The sequence below is a fragment of the Mesorhizobium sp. WSM4808 genome (assembly GCF_055811675.1).
In genome coordinates this window covers 322,883-342,836 of sequence record NZ_JBVVQX010000004.1, presented here as the reverse complement: position 1 = coordinate 342,836, position 19,954 = coordinate 322,883, and the positions used below count along the sequence as shown (strand labels likewise).

Sequence of the window (19,954 nt, the reverse complement as noted above, 5' to 3'; positions counted from 1 at the left end):
CAGGACATATATTCTGTCGTCCGAATGCGATCAATAGCGCGCATTGACCCAGGCAGACGAGCAGGTTAAGCGCAAACGCCGGTTTCCGGCCTGAAACAGATTGTGTTAGGAAACCAACGACAAGGGCACCCGATAGCCCGGAACGATATGGGGATGAGATTGATGGCGGGTAAATCCAGCTACGAGTACGACGAATTGCTGGCCTGCGCCCGCGGCGAACTGTTCGGACCGGGCAACGCCCAGCTTCCCTATCCGCCGATGCTGATGTTCGACCGCATCACCGAGATCAGCGAGACGGGCGGCGCCTTCGAGAAGGGTTTCATCCGCGCGGAGTTCGACATCAAGCCGGACCTGTGGTTCTTTGCCTGCCATTTCATCGGCAATCCGATCATGCCGGGGTGCCTCGGCCTCGACGCCATGTGGCAATTGACGGGCTTCTATCTTGGCTGGCTGGGCGAACCCGGCAAGGGGATGGCGCTGTCGACCGGTGAAGTGAAATTCAAGGGCATGGTCACGCCCTCGGTGAAGAAGGTCGAATATGGCATCGACTTCAAGCGCGTGATGCGGGGCCGGCTGGTGCTCGGCATCGCCGATGGCTGGCTGAAGGCGGATGGCGAACCCATATACGCGGCAACGGATTTGAAAGTCGGTCTGTCCAAGCAGTCGGCGGTTGGCTGACCGGCATCCCTGGCCAGCTCTCTGGCCAGCACCCCTGGAAGGAGTTGCGAATGAGACGTGTCGTAGTCACAGGCATCGGCATTGTGTCGTCGATCGGCAACAATGCCAACGAGGTGCAGACCTCTCTGCATGACGCCAGATCCGGCATCAGCTTCTCCGATTCCTTCGCCGAACACGGCTTCCGCTGCCAGGTCTGGGGAGCGCCGACGCTCGATCCATCGGCCATGATCGACCGCCGTGCGATGCGCTTCCTGAGCCAGGGGGCTGCCTGGAACCATGTCGCCATGGATCAGGCGATCGCGGATGCGGGCCTCGGCGAGAGCGACATCACCAATGAGCGCACCGGCATCGTCATGGGATCGGGCGGGCCATCCACCCGCACCATCGTCGAAGCTGCCGAAACGACGCTGAAGAACGGCAGTCCCAAGCGCATCGGTCCGTTCGCGGTGCCGAAGGCAATGTCGTCGACTGCATCGGCGACGCTTGCCACCTGGTTCAAGATCCACGGCGTCAACTACTCGATCTCGTCGGCCTGTTCGACCTCGGCGCATTGCATCGGCAATGGCTATGAATTGATCCAGTGGGGCAAGCAGGACATCATCTTTGCCGGCGGCCACGAGGATCTCGACTGGACGATGTCGGACCTGTTCGACGCCATGGGCGCGATGTCGTCGAAATTCAACGACAAGGCATCGACCGCTTCCCGCGCCTATGACGCCAATCGGGACGGCTTCGTCATCGCCGGGGGCGCCGGGGTGCTGGTGCTGGAAGAGCTTGAGCATGCCAAAGCGCGCGGCGCGAAAATCTATGCCGAGATCGTTGGCTATGGCGCGACGTCGGATGGTCACGACATGGTTGCCCCTTCAGGCGAGGGCGCGGTCCGCTGCATGCGCCAGGCGCTGGCCACGGTTTCCACACCGGTCGACTACATCAACACCCATGGTACCTCGACGCCGGTGGGAGATTCCAAGGAAATGGGCGCGATCCGCGAGGTGTTCGGCTCAGAGATGCCGTATATCACCTCGACGAAGTCGCTGACCGGCCATTCGCTGGGCGCGGCTGGCGTGCAGGAATCCATCTATTCGATCCTGATGATGCAGGGCGGCTTCATCGGCGAAAGCGCCCATATCGAGACCCTCGACCCCGAATTCGAGGGCATGCCGATCGTGCGAAAGCGCATCGACGACGCCAGGATCGACACTGTCTTGTCCAATTCGTTCGGCTTCGGCGGCACCAACGCCACGCTCGTTTTCCAGCGCTATTCCGCATAAGGATTTGCCGGCCATGGACGGATTGATGAAGGGCAAGCGCGGGCTTGTCATGGGTGTCGCCAACGATCATTCGATCGCCTGGGGCATCGCCCGGAAATTATCCGAACATGGGGCGGAACTCGCCTTCACCTATCAGGGTGATGCCTTCGGACGCCGGGTCAGGCCGCTGGCCGACAAGCTCGGCGCCTCGCTGGTCGTGCCGTGCGACGTCGAGGACAGCGATTCTGTCGCGGCCACGTTCGAGACTCTGGGCAAGGAATGGGGCGGGCTGGATTTCGTCGTCCACGCCATTGGCTTTTCCGACAAGAACGAGCTGAAAGGCCTCTACGCCGACACCAGCCGGGACAATTTCGTCCGCACCATGGTGATCTCCTGCTACTCCTTCACCGAGGTCGCCCGCCATGCGGCCACCTTGATGAAGGACGGCGGATCGATGATCACGCTGACCTATGCGGGGTCGGTCCGCGTCATGCCGAACTACAATGTCATGGGCGTCGCCAAGGCAGGGCTTGAGGCGAGTGTCCGGTATCTTGCGAACGACTACGGTCCGCGCGCCATCAGGGTGAACGGCATATCGGCTGGACCGGTGCGCACGCTTGCCGGCGCCGGCATTTCCGATGCGCGCCACATGTTTTCCTACCAGCAGCGAAACTCGCCGCTGCGCCGCACGGTGACCATCGACGAGGTCGGCGGCTCGGCGCTTTATCTGTTGTCGGATCTGTCTTCCGGGGTTACCGGCGAAATCCACTATGTCGATTCCGGCTATCATATCGTTTCCATGCCGACGCTCGACGAATTGAAGCAGACCGACGGCGGACGAGACTAACGCCTTCCGCCAAAGGTGCGCGACGGTTTTGAAATGGCGGACATTTGAAGACACGAAGCTTAAAGCGCGCCAACTGAATCGTTTCAGCGCCAGGCGCATTGATCCGCTCAAGAAATACTTTCGGTCCAATAAAATTGGATTCATTCGCGGAAACTCATTTTAAGGAGATATCCGCTAGAAAGCCCCGTACTCAGGGGAACTTTCAATGCTCGCCGTCAGCAACCCGAAGCGAACACCGGTGTTCCGACTGCTCACCATAGCGAGTTCGGGTCTCGGCAGTTTCGTCCTCGGGCTCTGGGGCCTGAAGCTCGGTCTCGGCGATGGTTTTGCCGGCATCTCCGCGGACTTGATGGTCCCGGTGATGGCCGCTCTTTGCGCACTGGCGGCGTCGGTCGCCGCGATGTCCTTCTTCGCCGGCGTCGATGAATCGGCGGATTTCGTCTTCACGGAAACCCATTTCGACAAGCTGACCGGCCTGGTGGCACGCCCGGCGATGGTCGGCAAGATTGCCGAGGCGGCATGCGCGACCAGCCGGACCGGCGAGCCGATGTTCCTCATCGATATCGACATCGACCGCTTCAAGCAGATCAATGACGCCATCGGCTACAGCCAGGGCGACGAGTTGATCCGCGCCTTCACCAAGCGCTTGAAGACGTGCGTGCCACCGCGCGCGCTGATCGGACGCATCGGCGCCGGTGAATTCGCGATCCTGCTGCCCGACAATCAAGTCTCAGGGTCCTTGGAAAGCACCATAGAGAGACTCATCGACGAGATGATGGAGCCCTATGATCTCGGTACGCACCTGCAATCGGTCAGCCTGTCGGTCGGCATCGTGGCGATGCCAAAGGACGGCGTCGATCCGGTCCTCATCCTGCGCCGCTCCAATCTGGCGCTGCAGAACGCGCGCGCCAGCGGCGTCGGCAACTGGTCGGTCTTCCATGCCGAAATGGGCAGGGTCGCCGACCATCGCCAATGGATCGAATCCGAACTGCACATAGCCTTCGAGCGTGGTGACTTCGACCTTCATTACCAGCCGCAGCTCGATCTCCCGACCGGCCGCATCGTCGGGTATGAAGCGCTTATCCGCTGGCGGCATCCGGAACGCGGCATGATCCCGCCGATGGAGTTCATTCCGATCGCCGAGGAAACCGGCATGATCGGCCCGATCGGCGAATGGGTGCTGCGCAAAGCCTGCAGCGACGCCCGGCATCTGCCCGACGATTGCTTCGTCGCCGTCAACATCTCGCCCGTGCAGTTCATGACCAAGGACTTCGTCGGCATCGTGCGCGACGCCATGACGAGCACCGGCATCAAGCCGTCGCGGCTGGAGCTGGAAGTGACCGAGACGGCGATGATGCAGGACCGCGACCGCGCCGCCGCCATCCTGAAGGAGCTTGCGGATATGGGCATCTCGGTCGCCGTCGACGATTTCGGTACCGGCTATTCCAATTTGAGCTACCTGATCGATTTCTCGTTCGGCAAGCTGAAGATCGACCGGTCCTTCGTCAGCCGCCTCGACACCGATTCCAGCTCGGGTGCGGTCGTCTCGACCATCGTCGGGCTGTCGCGCGCGCTCGGCGTCAGCATCATTGCCGAAGGTGTCGAGACCGAAAGCCAGGCGACGCTGCTCAGGGCGGCCGGCTGCGAGGTGGTGCAAGGCTATCTTTACGGCAGGCCGGCCCCCCTCAAGATCAGGGTCGGCGACGTGCATGTCACCGATGAGGTCCGACGCGTCGCCAATCTGCATTGAACGCGGTGCATTGTATCAACGACGAGCGACAAGCACCTTGAACATGCCATCGCGGGCGAGTTCGGCATGGCTCGAAAAGGCGGCCGCCAGGATCGGCTCATAGGGAAGCTGGCGGTTGGCGACCATGAACAGCCGCCCACCCGGCTTCAAGGCCTTGGCCGCCGCGCGGATCATGCCGGCGCCGATCTCCGGCTCGGCCGCCCGACTACGGTGAAAGGGCGGGTTCATGGCAATCGCGTCGTAGCGCTTCTCGACAGGTTCCTTCAGCAGATCGATCCAGAAGAAGTTTCTGGCGATCGACTGGGTGACCCCTGCCAGATTGAGCTTCGCGGCTTCGAGCGAGGCGAAATCGGCCTCATAGAGGTCGAGCGCCGAAATGCCCGGTGAGCGGACGGCGATCTCGGCAGCCAGATACCCCCAGCCGGCGCAGAAATCGGCAATGTTGCCACGCAGATCATTGGGCAGGTTCTCGACCAGCAATTTGGAGCCGGTATCGATCCGGTCGAAGGAAAACATGCCGGGCCCGGTGGGGAACCGGTTTTCAACCAGCAGAGCGGGATTGGCGGCGCGCAGTTCTTCCGCGGCGGCGAGGTCCGCGGGACGGCGTAACCAGAAGGCGATGCCGTGATATTTTGGCAGATGGCCCTCCAGCGGCACAAGTTCGCCGACGCGCTTGCGCAGGCTGGCAATGCCATCATCCTTGCCGCCGCCAACGACGACCAAGCCGCCCGGCGCCACACGCTCAAGCGCCTGCGCGAGGTGCACTTCGTTCAGACCCCGATGTCGCCCGGCCAGCACAAGTGCCATATCGAAGCCATCGCCTTCCACTTGCGCGGTGACGACGCAGCCAGACGCCTGCAGCGCGCTAAAATGCGGCCGAAAGCCCTGCACGAGGTGAAGCGTCGCCTCGAAGCCTTCAGGCAGGCGAAAACCCGGCTCAGCGCCGAGAAACAGCACGCGCTCGCCCTTTCCCGGCAAAGCAACAGCCTCGGCCTCGAAGGGATGGAAAAGCGTCTTCAACGGCTCGGCGGACATTGTTCGATCTCGACTTGTCTGGGCGATTTGAGAGTGCAAACCGGGGCTGAAATGAAACGGGCGCGACATAAGCCGCGCCCGCTTCAATTCATGAACTCAAGACGTTCAGGCGGCGTTTTCTTCGCCTTCGGTCTTCTTGTCGCGGGCGAGTTCCTTGCCGGTGGCCTGGTCGACGACCTTCATCGACAGGCGGACCTTGCCGCGCTCGTCGAAGCCCATCAGCTTGACCCAGACCTTGTCGCCTTCCTTGACCACGTCCGAGGTCTTGGCGACCCGGTCGTTGGCAAGCTGCGAGATGTGGACGAGGCCGTCACGCGGACCGAAGAAGTTGACGAAAGCGCCGAAGTCGGCGGTCTTGACGACCGTGCCTTCGTAGATCTCGCCGACTTCCGGCTCAGCGACGATGGTGTGGATCCACTTCTTCGCCGCCTCGATCTCCTTGGCGTTGGACGAAGCGATCTTGACCGTGCCGTCGTCCTCGATGTTGATCTTGGCGCCGGTCTTTTCGACGATCTCGCGGATCACCTTGCCGCCCGAGCCGATCACGTCACGGATCTTGTCGGTCGGGATGTGCATCACTTCGATGCGCGGTGCGAACTCACCCAGTTCCGAACGCGCGCCGGTCAGAGCATGCGCCATTTCGCCGAGGATGTGCTGGCGGCCATCCTTGGCCTGGTCCAGCGCGATCTTCATGATCTCCTCGGTGATGCCTTCGATCTTGATATCCATCTGCAGCGAGGTGATGCCGTTCGCGGTGCCGGCGACCTTGAAGTCCATGTCGCCGAGGTGATCCTCATCACCAAGGATGTCGGACAGAACGGCGAAACGCTCGCCTTCCTTGATCAGGCCCATGGCGATACCGGCGACCGGCTTTGCCAGCGGCACGCCGGCATCCATCAGCGCCAGCGAGGTGCCGCAGACGGTGGCCATCGACGACGAACCGTTGGACTCGGTGATCTCCGAGACGACGCGCAGAGTGTAGGGGAACTGGTCGGCACTCGGCAGCATCGGGCGAATGGCGCGCCAGGCGAGCTTGCCATGGCCGATTTCGCGGCGGCCCGGCGAACCCATGCGGCCGGTCTCTCCGACGGAGTAGGGAGGGAAGTTGTAGTGAAGAAGGAACTTCTCCTTGTACATGCCGGTCAGCGAATCGACATACTGCTCGTCCTCGCCGGTGCCGAGCGTGGCAACGACCAGCGCCTGGGTCTCGCCGCGGGTGAACAGCGCCGAACCGTGGGTGCGTGGCAGGACGCCGACTTCAGAGACGATCTTGCGGACTGTCTTCAGGTCACGGCCATCGATGCGCGAACCGGTGTCGAGGATGTTCCAGCGCACGACCTTGGCCTGGAGTTCCTTGAATACCGAACCGATCTGCTCGGAGGTGTACTTGGCATCTTCGCCTTCGGCCGGGGCAAACGCTGCCTTGACCTTCGCCTTGACGGCATCGACGGCGGCGTAACGCTTCTGCTTGTCGACGTTCTTGTAGGCATTGCTGAGTTCGTCACCGACGATCTTCAGCATCTCGGCTTCAAGGGCGGAATAATCCGGCGCGGTGAAGTCGCGCGGCTCCTTGGCGGCGACTTCGGCCAGCTTGATGATGGCGTCGATGACCGGCTGGAAGCCCTTGTGGCCGAACATGACGGCGCCGAGCATCAGCTCTTCGCCCAATTCCTTGGCCTCGGACTCAACCATCAGCACGGCGTCGGTGGTGCCGGCGACGATCAGGTCGAGCTTCGATTCCTGCATCGCGTCGACATGCGGGTTGAGCACGTATTCGCCGTTGATATAGCCGACGCGGGCGCCGCCGATCGGGCCCATGAAGGGCACGCCCGAGAGCGTCAGGGCAGCCGAGGTGGCCACGATCGACAGGATGTCGGGATCGTTCTCGAGGTCATGCTGGACGACGGTGACGACGATCTGCGTGTCGTTCTTGTAGCCGGAGGCGAAGAGCGGGCGGATCGGGCGGTCGATGAGGCGGGAAACCAGCGTTTCCTTCTCGCTCGGACGGCCTTCACGCTTGAAATAGCCACCCGGGATCTTGCCGGCGGCGTAGGTCTTTTCCTGGTAGTTGACGGTCAGCGGGAAGAAATCGAGGCCGGGCTTCGGCTCCTTCATCGAAACGACGGTGGCGAGAACCTTGGTCTCGCCGTAGGTGGCGAGCACCGCGCCGTCAGCCTGGCGTGCGATCTTGCCGGTTTCGAGGATGAGCGGACGGCCGCCCCATTCGATTTCCACTTTGTGGTGATTGAACATGTCTTGTCCTTAATATGAGGAAAGGGCCGCGCCGTTTCACGGTGCGCGGATGCCCTTTCCCTGGCTTCCTTTCTCGGGCAGCCACGGGCAAGACAACGGGAAGCTCGGGTGATTTCGGCGCACTGCGCGCGCGAGCGTCCTGCAATCCTGCCCCATGACCGTCCATGGGCGGTTTCGAGTGCCCTCTGCACGATCGAAACCGGGTCTGGCCAGTCGATACGACTGGCAGAATGCGCGACCGGCGGGCTCTCCTTCGAAAGCCCGCCGGTCAATTCGTCAACGACGCAGACCGAGCTTCTCGATCAGCGTCTGGTAGCGCGCGTCGTCCTTGCGCTTGAGATAATCAAGCAGGCTGCGGCGCTGGGAGACGAGAGCAAGCAGACCACGGCGGGAATGGTTATCCTTCTTGTGGTCCTTGAAATGGTCGGTCAGGTTCTTGATGCGCTCGGAAAGGATGGCCACCTGGACTTCCGGAGACCCGGTATCGCCCTTGGCGGTTGCGAATTCACCCATCAATTCCTGTTTGCGCTCGGCAGTAATCGACATCGTGTTTTTCCTTATCTGTTTGAGGAAACGGGTCGCCCTCAGCCGGGATGTCGTCCAGCAGGGGCCGGTGCAAGCAAAGCGTCACAGCGCTATGCTGCGGCGCATATAGTGCAATTCCCCGGAAAACACCAGCCCAATTCACCAGCCGGCTTTTCAGGCCCAAAATGGCAGGTTTATCCTTGTCAAAGCCATTTCTTCCATTTGAAGAAGGCGATCAGCCCGAACGCGACAAGCGCCATGAACAGCAGCGACAAGGGATAGCCATAATAGGCCTTCAGTTCCGGCATGTTCCAGGGCGAAGACTCCGGGTCGAAATTCATGCCCCAGATGCCGACCAGGAAGGTGAGCGGCATGAAGATGACCGATACGATGGTGAGATAGCTGATGACGTCGTTGGTGCGCGCCTGGCTCAGCGACAGGTGCATTTCGATCAGGCCGGTCAGCATGTCGCGCTGGGTTTCGACCAGTTCGATCAGCCGCAGCGCATGGTCGAGCGTGTCGTTGAGGAAGATCTTGGTCTCGGCCTTCACATAGGGCACATCGTTGCGGATCAGCGTCGCCAGCGCATCGCGCATCGGCCAAAGCACGCCTTTCAGCACGTTGGCGTCGCGCCGCAATTCATGCAGTTGCCGCATCTGATGCTTGTGCGGCGAATGCAGCATCTCGTCCTCGATGCTGTCGACCGTATCGCCGGCGGCCTCGATCGGCGGAAAGTAGCTATCGACGATGGCATCGATCAGCGCATAGGCGAGGTAATCGGCACCGCGGGCGCGCAGCCGGTTGGGCGCCGAACTTTCGATGCGCTTGCGCACCGGATCGAACGGATCGCCTTCCCGCTCCTGGAAGGTGACGACGAAGTTGCTGCCGAAGAAGACGGCGATCTGCTCATAGCGATGCGAGGTGACGTCGTCGATCATCCTGACGACGACGAAGGCATGGTCCTCGAAGAAGTCGACCTTCGGCCGCTGGCCGGTGTTGACGACGTCCTCCAGCGCCAGCGGATGCAGGCTGAAAATGCGGCCGATTTCCTCGATCAGCGGGATGTTGGCGAGGCCGGTGCAGTCGAGCCAGAGGACCGGCCATTTGTCGCAATGGGTGTTGAGGTCGTCGATGCTGGCATTTTCGATGGTCTTGAATTTTTCGGGCGAGATCAGCGTCAGCCTGAGTTCGCTGCGACGCGCCGAGGGGTCGGCGATCAGCGTGCCAGGCGACGCACCGACCGGCGGCCGGCGCGTTTTCACCGGCGCCCGTTTGTTCACCGCTTCGGCCTTTGCCATGTACCCCTCGAGCGTAGAGTCGAACTGAAGTTAGACGAGAGCCGTCACCCGGCAAAGACCCGCTTGGGCTTGAACATGCCTTGCTCGATGGCACCGATGGCGACCAGCTTGCCGCGCGCCGTGGCGCAGGCTTCCTCGGCTTCCACCGGTGCATCGCGGCCGCGGATGATGACTGGGTTGCCAAGGCGGATCTTGGTCGCCGCATCGTCGCTGATGGCGATCTGCGGCAGGCAATCGAGGGCAGCCGATGTGTCGACCAGGAGCGCATCGATGGCATCGAAGTCGATTGGCACTTCCACCTTGTCGGCAGCCTCTGCCGTGTCGGCGGCTACCGTAGCGTCGGCGATATCAGTCGCGTCCGCGTTTCCCTCCACCACGCCGAAACGGGCAGCTTCCAACTCGGCGATGGTAACGAAGTCCTCCGAGGTGAACGGTTCGACCTCGACCCGGCGCAATTCGCTGATATGGCCGAAACAGCCCATGTCGCGGCCCATGTCGCGGGCCAGCGAGCGCACATAGGTGCCCTTGCCGCATTCGACCTCGAAAACAGTGTGGTCGGCGCCATGCTCGACAACGTCCAGACGGCCGATCTCGATCTCTCGCGCGGGTATGTCGACCGTCGCACCGTCGCGGGCCAGATCATAGGCGCGCTCGCCGGCGATCTTGATGGCCGAGAATTGCGGCGGCGTCTGCATGATGACGCCGGTGTATTTCGGCAGCAGGGCGAGCACCTCGGCTTCCGACGGACGCAGATCGGACTCCTTCGTCACCGGACCTTCGAGGTCATCGGTGGAGCGCTCCTGCCCCCATGCGACGGTGAAGCGATAGATCTTGGCGCCGTCCTGCACGTAGGGAACGGTCTTGGTGGCCTCGCCAAGCGCGATCGGCAGCATGCCGGACGCCAGCGGGTCGAGCGTGCCGGCATGGCCGGCCTTTTCGGCCTGGAACAGCCATTTGATCTTGGAGACGGCTTCGGTCGAGCCCATGCCGACCGGCTTGTCCAGGATCAGCCAGCCCGAGATCGGCCGGCCCTTCTTCTTGCCGCGGCGCGCCACTATTCGGTGTCCTTGTTGTCGTCTTTGTCCTGGTCCGCGTTTTGCTGGTCCTCAGGATCCAGATCGCGCGCCACTTCCGGCGATTTCAAGAGGTCGTTGATCCTGGCGAAATTGTCGAAGGAGGTGTCGAGCTTGAAGCGAAACTCCGGCATGAATTTCATCTGCCGCAGCGCGCCGGAGACACGGCCACGGATGAATTTCGCATGCTTGTTCAGCGCCTCGACCACCGCATCGGTATCCTTGGCGCCGAGTGGCGAAACGAAAGCGGTAGCGACCTTCAAATCGGGCGACATGCGCACTTCCGAGACCGACACCACGGTGTTCTCGATCAGCGGATCGATGATCTCGCCGCGCTGCAGGGTTTCGGACAGCGCATGGCGCACCTGTTCGGCGACGCGCAGCATGCGCTGGGATGGGCTGGATGTGGTTGGACGGGGCATTTTTCTCTATCCTGAAGCGTGAGGCGCGGGATGGGACCGTGCCGCATGTCTCATATGGGTCGTTCTCAATAGACCTCGGGCGGCGGCCTTTCGGCCACCGCCCGGTATGGACAAGTCACTCGAACTCAGAGTGTCCGGGTCACCATCTCGACGCGGAAGCACTCGATGACGTCGCCGACGCGCATGTCTTCGTAGTTCTGGAAGGCCATGCCGCACTCCTGGCCGCCGGGGACTTCCGAAACTTCGTCCTTGAAGCGCTTCAGGGTCTTCAGCGTCCCTTCGTGGATGACGACGTTGTCACGGATCAGGCGCACACCCGCGCCACGCTCGACCTTGCCTTCGGTGACACGGCAGCCGGCGATCTTGCCGACCTTGGTGATGTCGAAGATCTCGAGGATCTGCGCGTTGCCGATGAAGGTCTCGCGACGCTCCGGCGACAGCAGGCCCGACAGAGCCGCCTTCACGTCATCCACGAGGTTGTAGATGATCGAGTAGTAGCGGATCTCGATGCCAGCCGCCGCTGCGGCGGCACGCGCCTGGACGTTGGCGCGGACGTTGAAGCCGATGATCGCGGCACCCGAAGTCTCCGCCAGCGACACGTCGCTTTCGGTGATGGCGCCGGCGCCGGCATGGACGATGCGCGCACGCACTTCGTCGGTGCCGAGTTTGTCGAGTGCGGCGTTGATCGCCTCGATCGAGCCCTGCACGTCGCCCTTGATGACCAGCGGAAATTCCTTCAGCCCGCTTGTCTGCAATTGCGACATCATCTGCTCGAGCGAACCGCGCTGGCCGGCATGCTTGGCAACCGCCTTCTCGCGCGCCAGCCGCTGGCGGTATTCGGTGATCTCGCGGGCACGGGCCTCGTTGTTGACCACGGCGAAGCGGTCGCCGGCCTGCGGTGTGCCCTGCAAGCCAAGCACTTCCACCGGCATCGCCGGCGGCGCTTCCTTGATCTGCACACCACGATCGTTGACCAGCGCACGCACCCGGCCCCATTCGTTGCCGGCAACGAGGATGTCGCCCGGCATCAGCGTGCCGGTCTGCACCAGCACGGTGGCGACGGGGCCACGGCCCTTGTCGAGCTGGGCTTCAATGACGACGCCTTCGGCGGTACGATCCGGATTGGCCTTCAGGTCGAGAATTTCGGCCTGCAGCAGGATCGCCTCGAGCAGCTTGTCGAGGTTGGTGCCCTTGGTCGCCGACACTTCGACGTCCAGAACTTCACCGCCCATGGATTCGACGAAAACCTCGTGGCGCAGCAGTTCGGAGCGCACTTTCTGCGGATCGGCATCATGCTTGTCGATCTTGTTGATCGCTACGATGATCGGAACGCCGGCCGCCTTGGCATGGCTGATCGATTCGATCGTCTGCGGCATGACGCTGTCGTCGGCGGCAACCACCAGGATGGCAATGTCGGTCGCCTGGGCGCCACGAGCACGCATCGCCGTGAAGGCGGCGTGGCCGGGCGTGTCGATGAAGGTGATCTTGTGACCGTTCTTCTCGACCTGGTAGGCGCCGATATGCTGGGTGATGCCGCCGGCTTCGCCGGAGACGACATTGGCGTTGCGGATCGCGTCGAGCAGCGAGGTCTTGCCATGATCGACGTGACCCATGATCGTCACGACCGGCGGACGCGAAACCAGGTCCTCGGCATTGTCGGCGATGTTGAACAGGCCTTCCTCGATGTCGGACTCGGCGACGCGGCGGACCGTGTGGCCGAATTCGGTAGCAACCAGCTCGGCCGTGTCGGCGTCGATGACGTCGCCCGGCTTCAGGATCTGGCCCTGCTTCATGAAGAACTTGACCAGGTCGACCGCGCGCTCGGACATGCGTTGCGCCAGTTCCTGGATGGTGATGGTCTCTGGCAGGATCACTTCGCGCATGACTTTCTCGCGCGGCTCATTGTGCATCGCGCGCTTGAATTTTTCCTGGCGGCGACGCATCGACGACAGCGAACGGGCTCGCGCGTCTTCGTCGGACAATGCTGAATTCAGCGTCAGCTTGCCGCGGCGGCGGTCTTCCTCGGCCTTGGTCGGCTTGGCCGGACGCGCCACTTCGGGCGTGACCGGACGGCGCACCGGTGCGCCGGCACCAACACGCTTCGGCTTGGCCACTTCCTCGTCATCGACCGTTGCCAGTTCGGCAGCCAATGGCGCGCGTCGACGGGCCTCTTCCTCAGCCCGACGGCGGGATTCGGCCTCGGTCTGCAACCGCGCCTCTTCCTCGGCCTGGCGGCGTGCGGATTCATCGCGTTCGCGCTTGCGGCGCTCTTCGTCCTCAGCGCGACGCTTGGCATCCTCGGCGGCGCGCTGGCGGTCCTCGACCTCGCGAACCTTCGAGCCCTCGAGCGCCCTGCGGCGCGCTTCCATTTCACTGCGCGACAGTTCGTTCAGCACCATGCCGCTGCGTTCGACCGGGGCCGGCGGCGGTGGTGGCGCCTTCGGTGCTTCCGGCACGACGACGGGTGCGGCCACGACCGCCGGCTTCGGTGTGAAGACCGGGGCGGCAACAGGCTCCGGCTTGTCGCCGGGCATCGAGAACTTGCGCTTCTTGGTTTCGACGACGACCTGCTTGGTGCGGCCGTGCGAGAAGTTCTGGCGCACAGTGCCCTGTTCCATACCGGGGCGCTTCAGCGTCAAGGTCTTCTTCGGCGTCACACTCAGCGTATTGTCGTCACCCGATTTCGTATCGCTCATTCCATATCCTCTGCGGCATCATCTTCGTCAGCAACAGCCGCAAGCATTGCCAGATCGTCCGGGGAACCGCCCCGATACCGGTCGAGCGCAACCATGCGCTTCTGGACCGCCCTGCCCGCGTCTCCCGCGAGAACGGCAGCATGTATCACATTTGTACCCCCCAATGCCAAGCTCAACTCGGCCTCGGAGAAAAGTTTGTAGGCAAGGATAGCGGGCCCGCCGAGATGGACTGTCGCCCGCCGCGCCTGGCTGATCTTGCGCACGCCGTCATCGGACGCCTCGGTCGCGTGGAGCACGAAAAGCGCCAATCCGCCGCGAACAGCACTTTCGACCTTGGTAGCACCAAGCGAAATTGCGCCTGCCTTACGGGCAAGACCAAGCATGCCCAGAGCGTGCCTGGAAAGCAGCCCGTCGATCATGCCGCCAAGATCGGGCGGCACGACCACCTGTGCCTTGAAGGCGCGGGCAAAGAGGTTCTTCGCCGCAGCCTTGTCGATATGTAGGCGGTCGGCGCTCACCCAGCAACCGCGGCCGGGCAGATTTCTCTTGATGTCGGGAACGACGGCCGAATCCGGGCCGACGACGAACCGGATCAGTTCATCCGGTTCGGCTTGTTTGCGCGTAACGATGCAGGTGCGATCGTTCATCTCGTCCAGGGGCGGGTTCGGTGCGATGCGGTTTCACCTCACGCACCAACGGCTTCGTCAGCCGAGACTTCTTCGGCTGCAAGCTCGTCTTCGGTGATCCAGCCGGCCTTGAGGCGGGCGGCCAGAACCATCTGTTCGGCGTCCGCGCGGGTCACGCCATGATTGGCCAGCACGCCCGGATAGACCTTTGTCTCGCCGTCCTTGCGTTCCTTCCAGCCGGTCAGGTCGTCGGCGGCATAGCCGGCGAAATCCTCGATCGTCTTCACGCCGTCCTCGCCAAGCGTCACCATCATGGCGGTGGTGACGCCGGGAATTTCGCGCAACTCGTCCGAAACACCGAGCGCCTTGCGCTTGTCATCGTGCTCGGCCTCGATCTTCTCCAGATATTCGCGGGCGCGGGTCTGGATTTCCGAAGCGGTGTCCTCGTCGAAACCGTCGATCGAGGCGATCTCGCCGGAATCGACATACGCGACTTCCTCGACGCTGGTGAAGCCTTCGGAGGCCAGCACCTGGCCGACCATCTCGTCGACGTCGAGGGCTTCCATGAACAGCGACGAACGCTCTACGAATTCCTTCTGGCGACGCTCGGATTCTTCGGCCTCGGTGAGGATGTCGATATCCCAACCGGTCAGCTGCGAAGCCAGACGCACGTTCTGGCCGCGGCGGCCGATGGCCAGCGACAGCTGGTCGTCGGGAACCACGACTTCGATGCGTTCGGCATCCTCGTCGAGCACGACTTTGGCGACTTCCGCCGGCTGCAGCGCGTTGACGATGAAGGACGCCGCCGAAGGCGACCACGGAATGATGTCGATCTTCTCGCCCTGCAATTCGCCGACGACGGCCTGGACGCGGCTGCCGCGCATGCCGACGCAGGCGCCGACCGGATCGATCGAGCTGTCGCGCGAGATGACGGCGATCTTGGCGCGCGAACCTGGGTCGCGGGCGACCGATTTTATCTCGATGATGCCGTCATAGATTTCCGGCACTTCCATGGTGAACAGCTTGGCCATGAACTGCGGGTGGGTACGCGACAGGAATATCTGCGGGCCGCGCTGCTCGCGGCGCACATCGTAGACATAGGCGCGGACGCGGTCGCCATATTTGTAGTTCTCGCGCGGGATCAGCTCATCGCGACGGATGATCGCTTCGCCACGGCCGAGATCGACGATGACGTTGCCGTATTCGACGCGCTTGACGGTACCGTTGACGATCTCGCCGATGCGGTCCTTGTACTCGTCATACTGGCGGTCGCGTTCGGCCTCGCGGACCTTCTGCACGATGACCTGCTTGGCCGACTGGGCAGCGATGCGGCCGAAATCCATGGGCGGCAGCTGTTCGGCGATGAAGTCGCCGAGCTGGGCGTCGGGATTGCGCTCGCGAGCCGAGGAAATGGCGATCTGCGTGGCGTAGTCATCGACCTTCTCGACCACTTCCATCAGCCGCTGCAGCTTCATCTCACCGGTGTTCGGGTTGATGTCGGCGCGGATGTTGGTCTCCTGACCGTAACGCGAGCGCGCCGCCTTCTGGATCGCATCGGCCATGGCGGCGATGACGATCGACTTGTCGATCGACTTTTCACGCGCGACCGCGTCGGCGATCTGCAGCAATTCAAGTCTGTTGGCGCTTACAACCATCGTTTTTCTCCGGAGCTTGTTTGCCGGGCCTTTGCGCCCGGCAGCTCAATCATAGTTCCTGTTCGTGGTCTTCCGTGGCGTCCGCTTCCGCACCCGACTCGTCGTCGTCCGGTTCGCCGCGGCGCTTCTTGGCTTCCTTGCGCGCCCTGTTGTCCTTCGACAGGGCATCGCGGATGAGATCGTCGGTCAGGATCAGGCGCACGTCGGCAATCGCATCGTAGGGGACACGCACCGTCGGCTCCTCGCCATAGGCTGCCTTGTCGCGCTCGATCAGCACATCGTCTTCGCCGGCTTCGGCGATCTTACCCTTGAAGCGCTTGCGGTCGGCGACGACCATCGATGTTTCCATCTTCACCAGATGACCCGTCCAGGTCGTGAAATCCGATTTACGGACCAGTGGCCGGTCGATGCCGGGCGACGAGACTTCGAGGTGATAGGCCTTTTCGATCGGATCATCGACGTCGAGCGCCGGCGACACAGCGCGGCTGACCTCTTCGCAATCTTCGACGGTCATGGTGCCGTCCTCGCGTTCGGCCATGATCTGCAGCGTCAGCCCGTTCTGGCCCGACAGATGCACCCGCACGAGGCGGAAGCCGATGCCGCGCAGAACCGGCTGGACGATCAGCGCGATGCGCGCATCGATGCCGCTTTCGCGGATGATGCGATCGTCGCCCTCGCTTGCCGTTGCAGTCATTGAAGCCCTGTCGTTCTCTACCAAGTTATCGGCAGGTAATAAAAAAGAGCGGGACCGGGTGGACCCACTCTTCGTCATACCGACCAAGAATTTGAGGCTGATATAGACGATGACGGCCTGTGTTTCAAGCCCTGTGCTGGTCGGGCAACGCCGCCATCGAGGCGGCCCGCGCCAGCGTTGCATGGGGCGCATGGCGCCTATGCGGCGATACCCATGGGATTGGCGCTGAAACGCACCTATTTATGTTGCGCTGCACAAATGTGGCCGTGCGCCATACGTGCGCGAAAGGACATGATCATGAGCAATCGCAAGATATTTTCTGCAATAGGCGACTTCTTCACCGTATTCGGCAGCGCCGTGGCCGCTTCGCGGGCCGTGGAAGCCGGCCGCAGGCCACGCGCCAACGACCTGCGCAATCTCGGCGTCGAGCCTGCCGCCTTCGATCGCATCGGCCGCCGCTTCTAGCTCTGACGCAATTCCGGACGGAAAACCGTTTCACACTTTTCCTGGAATTTCTCTAAGACCGCGAGCTTATTTCCGAATGAAGGTCAGATAGGCCGGCCGCCGGCCCTCACGAATGGCCTTGGCCTCGTAACGGGTGCCCGGCCAACCTTCATAGGAAAGGTGCCAGTCCGCCGCCTCGCAAGCCTGCCATGCGAACGCGCCATGCGCGCGGCAATGCAGCAGGGTCCAGTTGACATAGGTGTCGATGTCGGACGCGAAGCGGAATTTTGAACCAGGCTTCAGCACACGCGCGAACCGCTCGAGATTGACCGGGCTGACGAAGCGCCGCTTCCAGTGTTTCTTCTTCGGCCAAGGGTCGGGATAGAGCAGATCGATGCCGTCGAGCGAGGCTTGCGGCAGCCAGTCGAGCAGCCTTGTGGCGTCGTCGTCATAGACCCGCAGATTGGCGAGTGGTTTCTCGCGCACCGCCATCATCATCTTGGCCATGCCGTTGACGAAGGGCTCGACGCCGATAAAGCCGATCGAAGGCGCCTCGATCGCACGATGCAGGAGATGCTCGCCACCGCCGAAGCCAATCTCGAGGCGAACCGCGCTGACATCCGTCTCAAACAGAGCGCTGAGCTCGGTCGGCGGTTCAGCCGTCAGATCGAGCCGATATGTACCGAAGCCGCTTTCCAGTGCGGCCGCCTGCTGCGGACGCATGGTTTTGCCGCGCCGGCGACCGAAAAAGGCTTCGGCCGCGCGGCTTGGTCTGTCCTTCGGATCCATGGTGGGACTTTGCGGCGCCGCTGTCAGGCGGCGACCGCGTCCTTGAGCGCCTTGGCGAGATCGGTCTTTTCCCAGGAGAAAGACCCATCACGGCCGGCCTTGCGGCCGAAATGGCCGTAGGACGACGTCTTGGCGTAGATCGGTTTGTTGAGATCGAGGTGACGGCGGATACCCGACGGCGACAGATCCATCACCGTGCGCAGCGCGTCCTCGAGCTTTGCCTCGTCGACCTTGCCGGTACCGTGCAAGTCGACATAGACCGACAGCGGCTGAGCAACGCCGATGGCGTAGGAAAGCTGGATGGTGCAGCGGTCGGCGAGTTTCGCCGCCACGACGTTCTTGGCCAGGTAGCGCGCCGCATAGGCCGCCGAACGATCCACCTTGGTGGTGTCCTTGCCGGAGAAGGCACCGCCGCCATGGGGTGCGGCACCGCCATAGGTGTCGACGATGATCTTGCGGCCGGTCAGCCCGGCGTCGCCGTCCGGCCCGCCGATGACGAACTTGCCGGTCGGATTGATGTACCACATGCAGTTGTCGGCGATCTTCAGCTCGCCCAGCGCCTCCCGGATATAGGGTTCGACGACCTTGCGGACCTTCTTCGAATCCCAGCTCGCATCGAGATGCTGCGTGGACAGCACGATCTGCGTCGCCTCGGCGGCCTTGCCGTCGACATAGCGAACGGTGACCTGGCTCTTGGCATCCGGTCCGAGCCTGCCGGCTTCACCGCTGCCCTCGTGGCGGGCGGCCGCCAGCAATTCGAGTATCTTGTGGCTGTAGTAGATCGGCGCCGGCATCAGATCCGGCGTCTCGCGGCAGGCGTAGCCGAACATGATGCCCTGGTCGCCGGCACCCTCTTCGCCCTGACGGTCGGAGGCATTGTCGACGCCCTGGCCGATGTCAGGCGACTGGCCGTGCAGCAGAACCTCGATCTTCGCGGTTTTCCAGTGAAAGCCGGCCTGCTCGTAGCCGATTTCGCGGATCGCCTTGCGGGCGACCGACTTGAACTTGGCCGGATTGACGACCGAATGCCCAGCGGCATCCTTGAGAATATTGCCCGCCTTGTCCCTCTTGAGCAGCGTGTCGGGAACACGCACTTCGCCGGCGATGACGACACGGTTGGTGGTGGCCAGCGTCTCGCAGGCGACACGGACTTTCCACGGGTCCATGCCGGTCTTCTTGGCTTCGCGATACACCAGATCGACGATCTCGTCGGAAATCCGGTCACAGACTTTGTCGGGATGGCCCTCGGCAACGGATTCCGAGGTAAAGAAGTAGTTCTGCCGCGTCACGGGTGTCCCCTCTTGAAAAACGATCGGCAGGCTGCCGATTTTGGCGCGCCACGTGTTAGCGGGGCGAAGCGCCGCTCGTCAAGCGGTGCTTCGGCTCTGGCATGAATGTCGATGCAGTTATCTTGTGCCACCAGCGGCAAGACGCCGCCGGTGCTGGCGTGGTTGAGGATCAGTCGGGATCGTCGGCGGAGAGGGACTTGACCAGGTCTATAATCCTGCGGCGCACCTTGGCATCAGCGATCTTGACAAAGGCCCGGTTGAGCTGAAGGCCTTCAGGGCTGCCGCAGAATTCGACAGCGAAAGCCATCGACGCGTCCTCGGCAAATCCACGGCCCGCCACGGGCTCCTGGCCGGGCGCATCCTCGAAAAAGAAGGCGACCGGCACGCCGAGTATGGACGCTATCGCCTGCAATCGGCTGGCGCCGACGCGGTTGGTGCCTTTTTCATATTTCTGAATCTGTTGAAATGTGATGCCGAGGTTTTCTCCCAGCTTTTCCTGGCTCATTCCCAGCATGTTGCGGCGAAGCCGGATGCGACTGCCAACATGGATGTCGATCGGATTCGGTTTCTTCTTGTTGTCTTCTGTCATTTTTTCCTCGCCGAATTTTTTCGGCTTTCTCTATTTTTTCT

General features: G+C 62.4%; 17 protein-coding genes and 2 pseudogenes. 5 read left to right on the top strand and 14 right to left on the bottom strand.

Features of this window, described 5'->3' with window-relative positions:
• Nucleotides 1–162 precede the first annotated feature (162 nt).
• From fabA to AC0L2U_RS09325, 4 genes are all read left to right on the top strand, one after another.
• Nucleotides 163–678 (top strand): 3-hydroxyacyl-[acyl-carrier-protein] dehydratase FabA, encoded by a 516-nt coding sequence (gene fabA, locus AC0L2U_RS09340; RefSeq protein ID WP_013527885.1) that lies wholly within the window; start codon nucleotides 163–165, stop codon nucleotides 676–678.
• A gap of 50 nt (nucleotides 679–728) precedes the next feature.
• Nucleotides 729–1,949 (top strand): beta-ketoacyl-ACP synthase I, encoded by a 1,221-nt coding sequence (gene fabB / locus AC0L2U_RS09335; RefSeq protein WP_127318969.1) that lies wholly within the window; start codon nucleotides 729–731, stop codon nucleotides 1,947–1,949.
• A 13-nt stretch (nucleotides 1,950–1,962) separates the two neighbouring features.
• The gene (fabI, locus tag AC0L2U_RS09330) at nucleotides 1,963–2,775 is read left to right on the top strand and encodes an enoyl-ACP reductase FabI (protein ID WP_127398611.1); all 813 of its coding nucleotides are present in this window, start codon (nucleotides 1,963–1,965) and stop codon (nucleotides 2,773–2,775) included.
• A 205-nt stretch (nucleotides 2,776–2,980) separates the two neighbouring features.
• Complete coding sequence (locus tag AC0L2U_RS09325; protein WP_127807962.1) at nucleotides 2,981–4,525, top strand: putative bifunctional diguanylate cyclase/phosphodiesterase; 1,545 nt, start codon at nucleotides 2,981–2,983, stop codon at nucleotides 4,523–4,525.
• 15 nt (nucleotides 4,526–4,540) lie between these two features.
• Here the strand turns inward: AC0L2U_RS09325 and AC0L2U_RS09320 are convergent, their stop codons facing one another.
• The 11 genes and pseudogenes from AC0L2U_RS09320 to rimP form a co-directional block, all read right to left on the bottom strand.
• Nucleotides 4,541–5,560, bottom strand: coding sequence for a class I SAM-dependent methyltransferase (locus tag AC0L2U_RS09320; protein ID WP_473601774.1), 1,020 nt, complete (start codon nucleotides 5,558–5,560; stop codon nucleotides 4,541–4,543).
• Nucleotides 5,561–5,665: 105 nt separating this feature from the next.
• Nucleotides 5,666–7,813 carry a polyribonucleotide nucleotidyltransferase gene (gene pnp, locus AC0L2U_RS09315; protein ID WP_473601773.1) on the bottom strand — a complete coding sequence of 716 codons (2,148 nt, stop codon included), beginning with the start codon at nucleotides 7,811–7,813 and terminating at the stop codon, nucleotides 5,666–5,668.
• A 276-nt stretch (nucleotides 7,814–8,089) separates the two neighbouring features.
• Entirely contained in the window at nucleotides 8,090–8,401 is a 312-nt protein-coding gene (gene rpsO / locus AC0L2U_RS09310; protein WP_269470859.1) for a 30S ribosomal protein S15, read from the bottom strand.
• Nucleotides 8,402–8,541: 140 nt separating this feature from the next.
• Nucleotides 8,542–9,636 carry a magnesium/cobalt transporter CorA gene (gene corA, locus AC0L2U_RS09305; RefSeq protein WP_127270701.1) on the bottom strand — a complete coding sequence of 365 codons (1,095 nt, stop codon included), beginning with the start codon at nucleotides 9,634–9,636 and terminating at the stop codon, nucleotides 8,542–8,544.
• Between the two features lie 44 nt (nucleotides 9,637–9,680).
• Nucleotides 9,681–9,920 (bottom strand): annotated as a pseudogene (truB, locus tag AC0L2U_RS09300) (tRNA pseudouridine(55) synthase TruB); the annotation flags it as partial.
• A gap of 101 nt (nucleotides 9,921–10,021) precedes the next feature.
• Nucleotides 10,022–10,691, bottom strand: a pseudogene (gene truB, locus AC0L2U_RS09295) (tRNA pseudouridine(55) synthase TruB); the annotation flags it as partial.
• A complete protein-coding gene (gene rbfA, locus AC0L2U_RS09290; protein ID WP_292564426.1) occupies nucleotides 10,691–11,131 on the bottom strand; it encodes a 30S ribosome-binding factor RbfA in 441 nt (146 codons plus the stop codon). The pseudogene truB (AC0L2U_RS09295) and the gene rbfA, both read right to left, overlap by 1 nt.
• Before the next feature lie 125 nt (nucleotides 11,132–11,256).
• Complete coding sequence (gene infB, locus AC0L2U_RS09285; RefSeq protein WP_127294040.1) at nucleotides 11,257–13,827, bottom strand: translation initiation factor IF-2; 2,571 nt, start codon at nucleotides 13,825–13,827, stop codon at nucleotides 11,257–11,259.
• Nucleotides 13,824–14,474: an RNA-binding protein gene (locus AC0L2U_RS09280; RefSeq protein WP_473601772.1), complete on the bottom strand. Its 651-nt coding sequence runs from the start codon at nucleotides 14,472–14,474 to the stop codon at nucleotides 13,824–13,826. Before AC0L2U_RS09280 ends, infB begins: the two co-directional genes overlap by 4 nt.
• Before the next feature lie 38 nt (nucleotides 14,475–14,512).
• Nucleotides 14,513–16,108, bottom strand: a complete 1,596-nt coding sequence (nusA, locus tag AC0L2U_RS09275; RefSeq protein ID WP_013527896.1) for a transcription termination factor NusA — start codon at nucleotides 16,106–16,108, stop codon at nucleotides 14,513–14,515.
• Nucleotides 16,109–16,157: 49 nt separating this feature from the next.
• Nucleotides 16,158–16,802, bottom strand: coding sequence for a ribosome maturation factor RimP (rimP, locus tag AC0L2U_RS09270; RefSeq protein WP_127270712.1), 645 nt, complete (start codon nucleotides 16,800–16,802; stop codon nucleotides 16,158–16,160).
• A 297-nt stretch (nucleotides 16,803–17,099) separates the two neighbouring features.
• Here rimP and AC0L2U_RS09265 point away from each other — a divergent pair, with 297 nt between their 5' ends.
• Nucleotides 17,100–17,267: a hypothetical protein gene (locus tag AC0L2U_RS09265; RefSeq protein WP_127381317.1), complete on the top strand. Its 168-nt coding sequence runs from the start codon at nucleotides 17,100–17,102 to the stop codon at nucleotides 17,265–17,267.
• Nucleotides 17,268–17,333: 66 nt separating this feature from the next.
• On the opposite strand, the gene trmB is transcribed toward AC0L2U_RS09265, so the two are convergent.
• The 3 genes from trmB to AC0L2U_RS09250 form a co-directional block, all read right to left on the bottom strand.
• Nucleotides 17,334–18,035 (bottom strand): tRNA (guanine(46)-N(7))-methyltransferase TrmB, encoded by a 702-nt coding sequence (gene trmB / locus AC0L2U_RS09260; protein ID WP_292135435.1) that lies wholly within the window; start codon nucleotides 18,033–18,035, stop codon nucleotides 17,334–17,336.
• A 23-nt stretch (nucleotides 18,036–18,058) separates the two neighbouring features.
• On the bottom strand, nucleotides 18,059–19,324 hold the full coding sequence (gene metK / locus AC0L2U_RS09255; protein ID WP_127266944.1) for a methionine adenosyltransferase: 1,266 nt from the start codon (nucleotides 19,322–19,324) through the stop codon (nucleotides 18,059–18,061).
• A gap of 169 nt (nucleotides 19,325–19,493) precedes the next feature.
• A complete protein-coding gene (locus AC0L2U_RS09250; protein WP_013527901.1) occupies nucleotides 19,494–19,913 on the bottom strand; it encodes a helix-turn-helix domain-containing protein in 420 nt (139 codons plus the stop codon).
• Nucleotides 19,914–19,954: the final 41 nt, after the last annotated feature.

What these genes read in the sequence shown, in the direction of transcription:
- AC0L2U_RS09265 (WP_127381317.1), top strand. Translation starts at nt 17,100, where the DNA reads ATGAGCAATCGCAAGATATTTTCTGCAATAGGCGACTTCTTCACCGTA.
- fabB (WP_127318969.1), top strand. Translation starts at nt 729, where the DNA reads ATGAGACGTGTCGTAGTCACAGGCATCGGCATTGTGTCGTCGATCGGC.
- AC0L2U_RS09325 (WP_127807962.1), top strand. Translation starts at nt 2,981, where the DNA reads ATGCTCGCCGTCAGCAACCCGAAGCGAACACCGGTGTTCCGACTGCTC.
- AC0L2U_RS09250 (WP_013527901.1), bottom strand. Translation starts at nt 19,913, where the DNA reads ATGACAGAAGACAACAAGAAGAAACCGAATCCGATCGACATCCATGTT.
- rimP (WP_127270712.1), bottom strand. Translation starts at nt 16,802, where the DNA reads ATGACTGCAACGGCAAGCGAGGGCGACGATCGCATCATCCGCGAAAGC.
- trmB (WP_292135435.1), bottom strand. Translation starts at nt 18,035, where the DNA reads ATGGATCCGAAGGACAGACCAAGCCGCGCGGCCGAAGCCTTTTTCGGT.
- pnp (WP_473601773.1), bottom strand. Translation starts at nt 7,813, where the DNA reads ATGTTCAATCACCACAAAGTGGAAATCGAATGGGGCGGCCGTCCGCTC.
- fabA (WP_013527885.1), top strand. Translation starts at nt 163, where the DNA reads ATGGCGGGTAAATCCAGCTACGAGTACGACGAATTGCTGGCCTGCGCC.
- fabI (WP_127398611.1), top strand. Translation starts at nt 1,963, where the DNA reads ATGGACGGATTGATGAAGGGCAAGCGCGGGCTTGTCATGGGTGTCGCC.
- corA (WP_127270701.1), bottom strand. Translation starts at nt 9,636, where the DNA reads ATGGCAAAGGCCGAAGCGGTGAACAAACGGGCGCCGGTGAAAACGCGC.
- infB (WP_127294040.1), bottom strand. Translation starts at nt 13,827, where the DNA reads ATGAGCGATACGAAATCGGGTGACGACAATACGCTGAGTGTGACGCCG.
- nusA (WP_013527896.1), bottom strand. Translation starts at nt 16,108, where the DNA reads ATGGTTGTAAGCGCCAACAGACTTGAATTGCTGCAGATCGCCGACGCG.
- AC0L2U_RS09320 (WP_473601774.1), bottom strand. Translation starts at nt 5,560, where the DNA reads ATGTCCGCCGAGCCGTTGAAGACGCTTTTCCATCCCTTCGAGGCCGAG.
- rbfA (WP_292564426.1), bottom strand. Translation starts at nt 11,131, where the DNA reads ATGCCCCGTCCAACCACATCCAGCCCATCCCAGCGCATGCTGCGCGTC.
- AC0L2U_RS09280 (WP_473601772.1), bottom strand. Translation starts at nt 14,474, where the DNA reads ATGAACGATCGCACCTGCATCGTTACGCGCAAACAAGCCGAACCGGAT.